Below are 11,763 nucleotides of genomic sequence, written 5' to 3'. Positions count from 1 at the left end.
GGCGGGCCGCGGGCCCAGCCGGCCGCTGCGCCCAGCCTGCCGGCCGACGCGGCGCCCAGCCAGATCGGCCAGCGGTTGCTGGCCGAGACCGAGAGCGCGGTGGCCCGCCAGGAGTTGCTGCAGATCGCGTCGCTGCCGGCCGGCGAGAAGCATCCGGTCGAGGCGCAGGTGACCCGCTGGATGTTCGAGATGCCGTTCACGACCCCGCAGGGCGCGGCGGTTGCGCAGTTCGAGATCAGCCGCGACGGCCGCGGCAAGGGCGGCGAGGCGCAGCCGACCTGGCGCGCGGCGTTCTCGCTGGACATCGAGCCGCTGGGGCCGATCCACGCGCGGATCTCGCTGGCCGGCGGCCAGGCGATCGTCGGGCTGTGGGCCGAGCGCGAGAGCGGGCTGGCGCAGCTGGAGGCTGGGCGCGATCTGCTGGGCGCGGCGCTGGCCCGGGCCGACTTCCGGGCCGAGATCGCCGTCCACGCGGGCGCGCCTCGGCTCGCCGAACCACAGGCGGGCACGCTGGTGGACCAGACGTCATGAGCCAGGAGCCGCGCAACACTCTGGCGGTGGCGCTGACCTACGACGCCCCGCGCGCGCCGCGGGTGGTGGCCAGCGGCCGCGGCGTGATCGGCCAAAAGATCATCGAGACGGCCCAGGCGCATGGCGTGCCTATCCAGCAGAACGCAATCCTGGCGGAGGCGCTGTCGACCATCGAGTTGGAGACCGAAATCCCCGAGCGGCTCTATGTGGCGGTCGCCGAGATCCTGGCCTTCGTGCTGCGCACGGCCGAGGAGGGGCAGGCCCGCTGAGGTCGTGCTAAGCGGGGCGCATGCACGCGATCCTCTGCGCCACCCCTGAAGAGATGGACGCCCTGCGCGGGGTCCTGCACGCCGATCTGCAGCCGGAAGTCCACGGACCGACCCGAGTCTGGCGCGCCCGCTATGGCGATGAGCCGGTCGTGCTGGCCGAGGCCGGGATCGGCAAGGTCAATGCGGCGGCCGCCGCCACCCTGCTGCTGTCGCGGTTCGGGGCGCGCAGCCTCATATTCTCCGGAGTGGCCGGCGGTCTGAACCCGGCGCTGGGGGTCGGTTCGGTGCTGTTGGCCGACCGGCTGGCGGTCCACGACTACGGCATCGTCACGGCCGGCGCCTTCACGCCGACAGCCTATGGCGTGATCCCGGTTGGCGCGCCGGTGCTGTCTGCGCCCGAGCCGGTCGATGCGGCGGTGCGCGTGGTGCTGGCGCGGCTGGCCGGGGCGATGGCCGGGCGGCTCGACGCGCGGCTGGGCGGGGTGGTGACCGCCGACTACTTCCTCAACTGCCCGGCGACGCGGGACGAGCTGCACGCGCGCCTGGGGGCCGACGCCATCGACATGGAATCGGGCGCGGTCGCCGTCGTGGCGCGGGCCTGGAACACCCCGCTCTATGTGATCCGCACGCTGTCGGACCTGGCTGGCGAGGACAGCCACCTGACCTATGACGAGATGGTCGAGGCCGCGGCGGCGAACTCCGCCGCCTGCGTCGAGGCGCTGCTGGGCCTGCTGGCCGAGGGCTAGGCGACGGCGACCACCTCGACCTCGGCGCCGTTGACGTCGGCGAGGTCGCCGACGGTCTTGCCGAGCAGGGCGCGGGCCAGGGGGGAGATGTAGGACACCGAGCCGCTGGCGGGATCGGCCTCGTCCTCGCCAACGATGGCGTAGGTCTGGCGGCGACCGTCCTCGCGTTCGAAGGTGACGCTGCGCCCGAACTGAACCGTATCAAGCGAAAGGTCCGGCTCGACCAGCTGGGCGCTGGCGCGGCGCGCGCCGTAGTAGCGCAGGTCGCGGGTGGCCCGGGCCATGGCGGTGCGGTCGGCGTTCACGTCGCCGCTGGCCTGGGCGGCGTTGTAGGCCGCACGCGCCTTGGCGAGCTCCTCGTCGAGTTGGCTGAGGCCCTTGGCGGTGACCAGGTTCGGGTGCGGGGAGATCGGACGGTCCGGCAGGTCCGCAGCAGCGGACTCGCTGTCCTCCTCCTTGGTGAAGGCGACGCTCATAGCCCCATTATCTCAGGCGGCGGACGTCATGAAAACGTCGTAGCGCAAGGTCTTGCCGATGATCTGATGCGACGGAGCGCGCAGGCCCGCCATCGGCGGGCCCTTCCGAGGCCATTTCAGCACCACGCGCTTGCGCGCGCAGGCCAGGGCGGCCTGCATCAGTTCAAGCTGGTCGGGGTCGGTTCCGACAAGGTCGCGCAGCAGGCGCATGTCCTTCTTCACCAGGGCGCTGGAGGTGCGCTCAGGGTGCATAGGGTCGACGATCACGACATCCGGCGCCAGGCTCGGCAGGATCAGCCGCGCGTCGCCGTGCAACAGGGTCATGCGGGCGATGATCTCGGCCGTGCGCGGATCGGCTGCGGCGGCCTCCAGCCCGGCGGCGAGACGGTCATGGACGTGCGGCGAGCGCTCGATCAGCGTCACCTGGGCGCCCAGCGAAGCCAGAAGGAAGGCGTCGCGGCCCAGGCCCGCGGTGGCGTCGACGACGCTGGGCGTGACGCCCTTCACGAAGCCGGCGGCGCGCGGCAGATCTTGTCCCCGGCCGCCGCCGAACCGGTGGCGATGGCCGACCGCGCCGCCGACGAAGTCGATGGTCAACTCGCGGGCGAGGTCGGCCGGATCGCTCATCAGCGTTGGGACACCGTCCACTGGTCGACCACACGTTCCAGCACCGCCAGCGGCAGCGAGCCGCCGAGCAGCACCGCGTCATGGAAGCCCTTGATGTCGAACTTCGGGCCGAGGGCCGCCTTGGCCCGGGTGCGCAGGCGGTCGATTTCGGTATGGCCGATCTTGTAGCCGCAGGCTTGGCCCGGCCAAACCACGTAACGGTCGATCTCGTTTTCGGCCGCGCCCTTGGGCAGGCCGACCGTGTCGCGCATGTAGGCGATGGCTTGCTCGCGGCTCCAGCCCTTGCCGTGGATCCCGGTGTCCAGGACGATCCGGGCGGCGCGGTAGAGGAACGACTGCAGCCAGCCGATGCGGCCGGCCGGATAGGCGTCGTACATGCCCAGCTCGTCGCCGAGCTGTTCGGCGTAGAGCCCCCAGCCCTCGCCATAGGCGGTGAAGCCGATGTTCTTGAACAGCATCGGAGAGGCGCCGGCCTCCTGGACCAGGGCGCCGTGGAACAGATGGCCCGGCACCGCCTCATGATAGGTGAGGGTGGGCAGCGCCCACTTCGCCCACTCGGTCGTGTCGCGCAGGTTGATGTAGTAGGTGCCCGGCCGCGAGCCGTCGAGCGAGCCGCTTTCGGCATAGCCGCGCGGGGCGCCGATCTCGATAGCCGGCGGCACGCGGCGGATTTCCATCCCGCCCTTGGGGATGGTGTTGAACACCTTCGGCGCGGCGGCCTTCACCGCGGCCATCTGGCGGTTGAGCTCGGCCAGGAGGGCTTCGCGGCCGGCGTCGGTGTTCGGGTAGAACTGCGCGGGATCCTTGGCGAAGGCGTCGAGGCGGGCTGCCACCGTGCCTTGGGTCAGGCCCTGCGCCTTCAGCAGCGGGTCGAGGCGAGCGGTGAGGTCGGCGACCTGCTCCAGGCCGATCTTATGGGCGGCGTCGGGCGTCAGGTCGGTCGTGGTGTGGAAACGCAGCGCATACTCGTAGTAGGCGGCGGTGATCTGCTGGCGCGACACGGTGGCGTCGTGGACGGCGGTACGACGCTGGGCGCTCAGCAGCTCGATCTGCTGGGCCAGCGCCTGGGCGACGGGACCGTCGACGATGGCGGCGGCCTTGGCGGCCCAGTCGGTCCCGAGGCCCTTGGCGGCGGCGCGGCGGCCCAGCGAGGCGGCGAGGCCCGAACTCTCCCCTTTCTGGGCGGCCAGGGCGTTCATCTGGGCCAGGGCCTTGTCGAGAATGAAGTCCGGCGGGACGAGGCCCTGTGCGGCGCTTTCCTGGGCGCGGACGGTCTCGTCCTTCATCGCCTTGGCGAAGTCGGTCAGGCGCGCGAGATAGGCGTCGGCGTCGGCCTTGGTCTCGATCACATGCTTGGTGTCGAGGGCGTCCGGGACCTTCTGGTAGCAACCGGTCAGCTGGCTGAGCACATAGGGAACCGGATAGTCGTAGGAATCGACCCCGACGAAGGCGAAGCGCGCGCCCTCGGCGCAGCGGTCGGCGTACCAGGTGATGGTGTCGTACTCGGTGACGGCGCGGCCCGAGAGCTGCGAGCGGTCGATCGCCTTCAGCGCCGGGCGGGCGTCGATCAGCGGCTGGAACGAGCCCATGCGGCCGGCCTGGGAGCGGTCGCCGACGCGGGACTTCAGCGGCGCGCGGGCCGCCTTATCAAGGCCCAGGCCCGAGGCGTTGAGCGGGTCGGCCGCCAGCATGCCTTCGAAGATCTGGTCGTAGAGAACGAGCGCCTGAGCCGGGGCGGCGGCGGTCTTGGCCCGGGCAGGCAGGGCCCCAAGGCTCGCGGCGCCGGCGGTGGCGGCGAGCAGGTGGCGACGATTGAGCATGGACAGGAACTCCCCCGGACAAGAACGGGGCAAGAGGCCACGGGCCGAGGGAGTCGGCAAGTCAGGCGGTGCGGTGCGCGGCGATCTCGGCCGCCATGCGGATGGCGGCGACCAGGCTGTCGGGGCGGGCCAGGCCGCGCCCGGCGATGTCGAACGCCGTGCCATGATCGGGCGAGGTGCGGACGATCGGCAGGCCGAGGGTGACGTTCACGCCGCCCCAGAAGTCCAGCATCTTCACCGGGATCAGCGCTTGGTCGTGGTACATGCAGACGGCGGCGTCGAAACGGGCGCGGGCGGCCTCATGGAACAGGCTGTCGGCGGGTGTCGGGCCGCTGGCGGCGACGCCTTGGGCGCGCAGGGCCGCCACTGCGGGCGCGATGATCTCGACATCCTCGCGGCCGATGGTTCCGCCCTCGCCGGCGTGGGGGTTGAGGCCGGCCACCGCCAGCCGCGGCTCGGCGACGCCGAAGTCGCGGCGCAGGGCCTGGGCGGTGACGAGACCGGCGTTCACGATCGCCTCGACGCTGAGCAGGGCGCCGACCTTGGAGATCGGTTCGTGGACGGTGACCAGCGTGGTGCGCAGGCCGGGAACCGCCAGCATCATGATCGGGCCGCGCGCGCCGTCATAGGCCGCGCCGGCGGTCAGCTCGCCGAGGAATTCGGTATGGCCGGGAAAGCCGAAGCCGGCCGCGTAGAGCGGCGCCTTGGCGATCGGCGCCGTCACGACGCCGCTGACCGCGCCGGACAGGGCCAGACCGACCGCGGTCTCGATCCAGCGGATGATGGCCGGCGCCGCGGTCGGGGACGGCTGACCGGCGATCACCGGGCTGCGCAGCGGAATGTCCAATACCGGCAGGGCCTCGCCGAACACCGCGACGGCTTCCTTGGGCGTGGTCACCCGACGGACGGTTCGCATGCTGGCGCCCGACGCCGAAGCCACCGATTGCACGTCGCCGACCACCATGAAGGCGGGGCCCTCGCGTCGCAGCTGGTTCCAGGCCTTCACGACGATCTCCGGACCGACCCCCGCGGGGTCGCCCAGGGTCAGGGCGAGCGGCGGCTGGTCGGGCGGGGTCACCGGGTCTCGATCGTCGCCGACGTCCGCAGGTCGCGCATGTAGCGACGGGCGATCATGCTGAGCTGCTGGCCATAGAGCCGGCTCTCGATTTGCTCGGTGGTCAGGCTCTCGGCGCCGCCGGCCCGCTTGCTGCAGACGGCCAGGATGTGGAGGCCTGCGTTGGTGCGGATCGGGCCGGAGATCTGGCCGGACTCCAGGCTCTCGATCGCCTGGCGGAAGGCCGGTGCAAGGTCCTTGATCTCGGTTTCGCCGAGGTCGCCGGCGACGACGCCGTTGACCCGGCCGGCCTTGGCCTCGATGTCGCCGCAGCCGGTGATCTGGCCACGGACGGTTTCGAGCGTGGCGGTCGCGGCCGCGACCTGGGCGTCGGTCGCGCCTTGCGGCAGGGCGACGGCGGCTTGCTTCAGATGGACGACCGAAGCGCTGGCGCCCGAGCGCTTGTCGCGCAGGAAGATGATATAAACCCCGTCGCGCACGGCGATCGGCTGCGACAGCTGGCCGGGGCGCATCTGGTCGAGTGCGGCGTCGACTTCCGGGGCCATCTCGCCGGCGGTCACCCAGCCGGCGTCGCCGCCGTTGGCCGCGGTCGCCGAAGCCGAGAACTGGCGAGCGACGGCCGGGAAGGGCGCGCCCTGCTGCATCTGGGCGATCAACTGGGTGGCCCCGTTGACGGCGGTGTCCATGCCGCCGACGCGGTTGGCGTCGATGAACACTTCGCTGATCTGGTACTGGGGCTTAGAGGCGGCGGCCGCCATGCGCTGCTGCACGGCCTTGACCTGATCCTCGCCGACCCGCAGGCGCGAGCCGTACCGGCCGCGGATCCAGCGTTGCCAGCTGACCTGGGCGCGGACCTGGTCGCGCAGGGTGGCGACGTCGATGCCCTGGCCGGCGAGCGAATTGGTGAACTGCTCGAGCGACATGTTGTTGTTGCGGGCCATGTCGGTGAGCTCTTCGTCGACCTCGGCGGAGTCGGCGATGAGCGAGATCTTCTGTTCCTTCTCCTGGCGGCGGAGCTCCTGGATCTGCAGGCGCTCGTCGACCAGCGAGACCAGGGCCTCGCGCTGGAACTGGGCGATGTTCTGTTGCGTCGGCTGGATGCCGGAGGTGGCGATCAGCAGCCGCATCCGTTGAGCCAGGTCGTAGGTCGAGATGATGTCGTCGTTGACGACCGCCGCGACCGATTCCGACAGGCCGCGCGGCGCAGCGGGCGCCGGCGCAGCGGCGGCCGGGGCCGCGGCGGGGTCCTGAGCGAACGCGTACTGCGGAGCCGCAGCAGCGGCGAAGGCGGCGGCCAAGGCGACGCCGCGCGCCGCAAGGCCCGTGACTTTACGCGCGCGGATCATGGATGAGGTCTTCCTTAGCGTAGCCGTAGCGGGCGGCGCCTCTAGGCGGCCGCGGTTGTCAGTTGCCATATATCGGTTCGCCCAATGTGGCGAGGGTTAGGCGGAACCCGACGGACTCCGTCGCGCCCAGGCGATTGCCGATGGCGTCTTCGCGTCGATAGTAGACGTCCAAGCGCAGGCATTCGTCGCGATAGGCCACCCCGATGTCGCGGACGACCCAGGCGTCGGCCTGCAGATCACGGTTGCCGTAGGCGGTCAGCGACCAGTTCTTGGTCAGGTAGACCTCGCCGCCGAGATCGAAGTTCTCGACCCGACCGTTGGGATCGGTGGCGATCGGGCTGGAGCGATCGCGCAGATATCGGACGTAGCCGAAGCCCCACTTGGAATTGACGTTGGCCCCGGCCTCGGCGCGGGCGATGTCGAAATCCTCGGAATCAAGCCGGGCGCGGGTGAAGACGGACAGCCCGCGGACCGGCTCGGCCGAGGCCGCGACGATCCAGTCGGACGACTTGGAGCGCAGGCCGCTGGCCGCGGAAAAGACGTCGTTGTCCTCGGTGCGCAGCGAGCGGCCGATCAGCAGGCTGGCGCGCCGGCCGTCGTCCCACAGGATCGAGGCCCGTCCACCGACATTGGCCCGCAGCCCATCTTCGTAGAGGTCGTAACCGGGGAACTTGTTCGGACGGAAGAGGTTGGTCTCGTCGAACTCGAAGGCGAGGCTGTCCTCGTTGAGATAGATCGGCGCGCCCGAGGCGTCATAGCCGAGCACGACCTGTTTGACGTCGGGCGAAAGCGCAACCTGAACGATCGGCTCAAGAACCGCCGTGAAGTTCTTGTAACGCTTGAAGAAAGGATAGCTTACATCAGCGCCGGCGACGCCAAGGCCGCGCATCAGGCTGTCCGAGCGGGAGCCGTTCGACACCATGCCCTGCAGGTTGTCGTCGATCGAGTAGGCGTCGACCCGCGCCTGCACGTAGGGCGACACCACGACGCCCGCCTTGCTGATGAAGGTCGTGCGCCAGTCGACCTCGCCGGTGGCGCGGGCGCTGTCGAGGCCGTCGAGGCGCTGCGGCGGCGCGTTCAGCGGGGACTGGTCACGGGTCAGGGCCACGGCGCTGGCGCGGACGCGCAGGCGGCCGCCCAGCACGGCCGGTTCTGCCTCCCAGCGGGTTTCGATCAACGGCGCGACGATCGGGAAGGTCCGGTCGTTGTCGTCCGGACGCAGGCCCTGGATGGTGAAGGCGGCGGCCGAGAAGTACGAGCGCTGATCCTCGCGGATCGTATAGACCTGACTGATCAGGCGGCGGTCGTCGGCGACATAGGGACCGCGCGCCTCATAGACGCCGCCGATGTCGTACTTGTCGAACAGCAGGTCGTCGGAGGTCCGTTCGGCGGTGAAGCCCCAGCGCCACTTGTCGTTGATGGCGAAGGCGCCGGACGCCAGGATGTAGCTGCGCGAAGTCTCGTCGCCGCTCTGCCCCTGGGGTGCGCCGATGTCGTCGTCATAGGTGTAGCCGAACCGCGCCTCAAGCCCGCCGGAGTAGAACCGCTTGCGAAGCTTTCCGTTGAGAAGCGGATTAACTTTCGTGTTGATTTGAGGGCTTAGCGTCAAATCCGCAGACGGCGACAGCACGAAGAGATACGGCTGTTCGTACGACACCCCGCGGCGATCTGAGAACGAGATTTCCGGCGGCATCAGGCCGGACTTGCGCTCGGCCTGCGGGTCGGGATGCCAGAAGATCGGCAGGTAGATCAGCGGCACGCCCTTCACTTGGATGACGGCGTTCCGGTAGTAGACGAGCTGGCGCTGCTTATCCTGCACCACCTTGTCGGCCTTGATCGACCAGGTCGGCGATTTGGAGGCCTTGGTGTCGGGCGCGCAGATGTCGCACGGGGTATAGATCGCGCGGTTCAGCTCGTTGACGGTGTCGGAGCGGTGGACGGCGCTGGCGGCGGCCATCTTCACGTTCTGCTGCAGGCGTGATGAGAACCCGGTCGCGACGCCGGCCTTCATCTCGTCGTCGAGCACGATCTCGTCGGCGTACTGAACCGAGCCGTCGGCGTTGATGATCGAGGTGTCGCCGCGGGCCCGGATCAGGCCTTTGGCTTCGTCGTAGATCAGTTCCTGGGCATGCAGTGTGCGGCCCTGATAGCGGACCTCGACCTCGCCCTTGGCCGTGGTGATCTTGTTCTTGTCGTCACGGATGACGAGGTCGGCTTCCATGTAGAGCTGGCCAGGGGCCAGGCCGTCGGGCGAGGGCGGGGCGGCGCGCGCCGTCTCCTGCGCCTGGGCCGCGCCGCAGAACACCATCAGCGCCGCGCCCGCAAGCAGGCCGCGCTTGGCTGAGGCTGAACGCCTGCCGAGACTCATGAACTCCCCTCGCGCGGACCCTAGAGCGAAGCCCGATCCGATGAATCGGGCTTCGCTCAAGACTCCTTTGAATTGAAGCATTTTTCTGCGCCGAACCGCTGCCGGTTTCGGCGAAGGATGCTCCAGAGCGTGATGCATAGCCGGTCAGTCCGGCGATTCAACCGTCTTCGGTGTAGCAGAGCAGCGCAAGGCCTGACAGCAGCGCCACCAACGGCGGCGCCCAGGCGGCCGCGAACAGCGGGATGATGTCGGCGCCGGCCAGCGCGCCCGAGAACTCGTTGAAGAAGAAGACCACGAAACCGAGGCCCACGCCCGCGCCGGCCAGGCCCGCCAGACCGCCCAGCCGCGCCAGCCGCAGCGAGAAGGCCGCCGCCAGGATCGACATGGCCGCGAACAGCACCGGCGTGGCGAGCAACTGTTGGAACCGAAGCCGGTAGCCGTTGCCGGAGAAACCGGCCTGCTCGGTCAGACGGATGGCGTCGGGCAGGCGCCAGAAGGCCACCGACTCCGGCGCGGCGTACCGCTCCATGGCCGATTCCGCGTCGAGCGTGGAGCGGATCGACAGCGAGTCGGAACGCACAGAGCTTTCGCCCGCACTGGCCTCGCGCACGTCGGTGAGCTTCCAGTAGCCCGGATAGAGCTGGGCCTCGGCCGCTTCCAGCCGGCGCTTGAACTCGGGGCGGCCGCCGCGGTCCTTCTGGTAGACGAAGACCGAGACCGAACGCAGGCGCACGCGGCCCTGTTCGGTGTCTCGCTGCTTGGCGTGAATGACCATCTGGGTCCGTTCGTCGCCCTGGCGCAGCCAGACCTCCTTGGGCGCGTCGGTCAGGTAGTTTTCCATCAGGTCGGCGCGGTCGGCCTCGTACCGGGCGCTGAAGGCGGCGGCCAGCGGATTGAACACCAGCACGACGGCCACGCCGATCAGGAAGGCCACGGCCGCCGATGGCAGGATGAACCGCCAGGCCGAGACGCCGGCCGCGCGCATGGCGACCAGTTCAGAGCGCCGGTTCAGCCCGACATAGGCTGCGATGCCGCCGAACAGGAACACGAACGGCAGCAGCATCAGCACTACCGACGGAGCCTGCAGGAGGGTCAGGCCGAATAGCTGAGCCACGCCGACGTCGGCGCGCACAGCCACTTCCCGCGAGAGATTGACGAAGGAGACGAGGATGATCACCGCCGCGATCACCGCCAGGGCCGCGCCGACCCCGGCCAGGGTGCGCCCCATCACATAGCGTTCGAGCTTGCCGGCGCCGATCATGCGGCGGCCTCCCCGTGACGGCTGATCCGGTGAGGTTTCAGGCGCATGTCGATGAAACGCGAGACCTTTTCCCGGAAGACGCCGCGCAGGCCGACATAGATCGCGGCGACCGGCACCGCGTACTGCAGGACGTTCAGCCAGGCGGCCTCCTCGGAGGCGGCCTGGACGACGAAGCCGAGGATCCGGAAGCCGACCGCCACCGCGCTCATGATCGCGATGCGCCGGCCATAGCCCATGCGGCTGAAGCCGCCGCCGATGATGGCGGCGAAGGCCAGAGCCATCAGGGCGATGTTGTAGAGCGGACTGGCGATGCGGTTATGCCCCTCGGCCAGCAGCTTGAGCTGGTTGCGCTTTTCCCAGTCCTGGGTGAGGTCGGGGAACAGCAGTTCGTGGAGGTAGCGGTCCGACGGCTTGAAGTGGATCAGCTCGTCGCTGCGCATGAACGGGGCGAGTTCATACGGATAGTCGTCAAAGGTCAGGTAGTTGAGGACGTCGGCCTTGTCGAACTCCTGCATGGAGCCGCGATGCATGGCCAGGACCGGCTTGCCGTTGCGCTTCTCAAGCCGGCCTTCGTCGGCGGTGTAGGTGGTGGCGCCGCCGCCGTCCTTTTCCTGATGGATGAACAGGTTGTGGATCAGGCCGGTGGCGTCGACCGACTGGGCGTAGACGGTGAGGCCGGGGGCCGGGTTGGTGAACTCGCCCTCGCGGATCAGGGTCGAGGCGAGGTCGGTGCGGACCTCGAACAGCGTCTCGCGCATCTCGCGCGCCGCCAGCGGCTGGATCCAGAGGTTCATGACCAGGGCCAGCAACGCGATCATCGCGGCCAGCCGCAGGCCTGGCGAGATCACCCGCCAGCGGCTCATGCCGCCGGCGAAGCAGACCACGATCTCCTGTTCGGTGTGCAGGCGATTGAGCGAGACCAGGGCGGCGACGAATACCGCGATCGGCAGCACCATGTTGACCAGCTGCGGCATGGCCAGCAGCGTCACCTTGGCGAACACGACGGCGCTCTGCCGCTGGCCGACGATGAGGTCCAGCGCCGACAGGCTCTGCGACAGCAGGGCGACAGCCGCCAGCGCGCCCGTGGCGAGCACGGTCGGTCCGAGGAGCTGGCGGAGCAGATAACGGTCGATCAGCAGCATGGGCAGAAAAGTGGGGTTCGGCCGGGGATTTTGCGCGCCCTGGACGTGAACCTGCTCTAAATCATGCGTCGCCGCGTCACACAACCGCCGCAAGAACGGCCA

At 69.5% G+C, this 11,763-nt stretch carries 11 protein-coding genes; 3 read left to right on the top strand and 8 right to left on the bottom strand.

Going from position 1 to position 11,763, the window contains the following annotated elements; translation table 11 throughout:
- The 3 genes from OUA97_RS23330 to mtnN form a co-directional block, all read left to right on the top strand.
- Positions 1-531: flagellar hook-length control protein FliK (locus OUA97_RS23330; protein WP_323690514.1), on the top strand; the 531-nt coding region annotated here is incomplete at its 5' end.
- A complete protein-coding gene (locus tag OUA97_RS23325; protein WP_323690513.1) occupies positions 528-800 on the top strand; it encodes an EscU/YscU/HrcU family type III secretion system export apparatus switch protein in 273 nt (90 codons plus the stop codon). The genes OUA97_RS23330 and OUA97_RS23325, both read left to right, overlap by 4 nt.
- A gap of 20 nt (positions 801-820) precedes the next feature.
- The gene (gene mtnN, locus OUA97_RS03060) at positions 821-1,546 is read left to right on the top strand and encodes a 5'-methylthioadenosine/S-adenosylhomocysteine nucleosidase (RefSeq protein ID WP_267230327.1); all 726 of its coding nucleotides are present in this window, start codon (positions 821-823) and stop codon (positions 1,544-1,546) included.
- On the opposite strand, the gene greA is transcribed toward mtnN, so the two are convergent.
- From greA to lptF, 8 genes are all read right to left on the bottom strand, one after another.
- Entirely contained in the window at positions 1,543-2,022 is a 480-nt protein-coding gene (greA, locus tag OUA97_RS03055; RefSeq protein ID WP_267230326.1) for a transcription elongation factor GreA, read from the bottom strand. The genes mtnN and greA overlap by 4 nt on opposite strands.
- A gap of 12 nt (positions 2,023-2,034) precedes the next feature.
- Positions 2,035-2,649: a class I SAM-dependent methyltransferase gene (locus OUA97_RS03050; protein ID WP_267230325.1), complete on the bottom strand. Its 615-nt coding sequence runs from the start codon at positions 2,647-2,649 to the stop codon at positions 2,035-2,037.
- Entirely contained in the window at positions 2,649-4,469 is a 1,821-nt protein-coding gene (locus OUA97_RS03045; RefSeq protein WP_267230324.1) for a DUF885 domain-containing protein, read from the bottom strand. The genes OUA97_RS03050 and OUA97_RS03045 overlap by 1 nt, the downstream gene beginning before the upstream one ends.
- A 61-nt stretch (positions 4,470-4,530) precedes the next feature.
- A complete protein-coding gene (gene pdxA, locus OUA97_RS03040; RefSeq protein WP_267230322.1) occupies positions 4,531-5,547 on the bottom strand; it encodes a 4-hydroxythreonine-4-phosphate dehydrogenase PdxA in 1,017 nt (338 codons plus the stop codon).
- Complete coding sequence (locus OUA97_RS03035) at positions 5,544-6,890, bottom strand: peptidylprolyl isomerase (protein ID WP_267230321.1); 1,347 nt, start codon at positions 6,888-6,890, stop codon at positions 5,544-5,546. Before OUA97_RS03035 ends, pdxA begins: the two co-directional genes overlap by 4 nt.
- 58 nt (positions 6,891-6,948) lie before the next feature.
- Positions 6,949-9,258 (bottom strand): LPS-assembly protein LptD, encoded by a 2,310-nt coding sequence (locus OUA97_RS03030; protein WP_267230320.1) that lies wholly within the window; start codon positions 9,256-9,258, stop codon positions 6,949-6,951.
- Between the two features lie 157 nt (positions 9,259-9,415).
- The gene (locus OUA97_RS03025; RefSeq protein ID WP_267230319.1) at positions 9,416-10,519 is read right to left on the bottom strand and encodes an LptF/LptG family permease; all 1,104 of its coding nucleotides are present in this window, start codon (positions 10,517-10,519) and stop codon (positions 9,416-9,418) included.
- Complete coding sequence (gene lptF / locus OUA97_RS03020; protein WP_267230317.1) at positions 10,516-11,661, bottom strand: LPS export ABC transporter permease LptF; 1,146 nt, start codon at positions 11,659-11,661, stop codon at positions 10,516-10,518. Before lptF ends, OUA97_RS03025 begins: the two co-directional genes overlap by 4 nt.
- Between the last annotated feature and the right edge of the window lie 102 nt (positions 11,662-11,763).

This window comes from Phenylobacterium sp. 58.2.17 (assembly GCF_026411515.1).
Taxonomy (GTDB): domain Bacteria; phylum Pseudomonadota; class Alphaproteobacteria; order Caulobacterales; family Caulobacteraceae; genus Phenylobacterium.
This window is presented reverse-complemented; position numbering and strand designations above follow the sequence as displayed.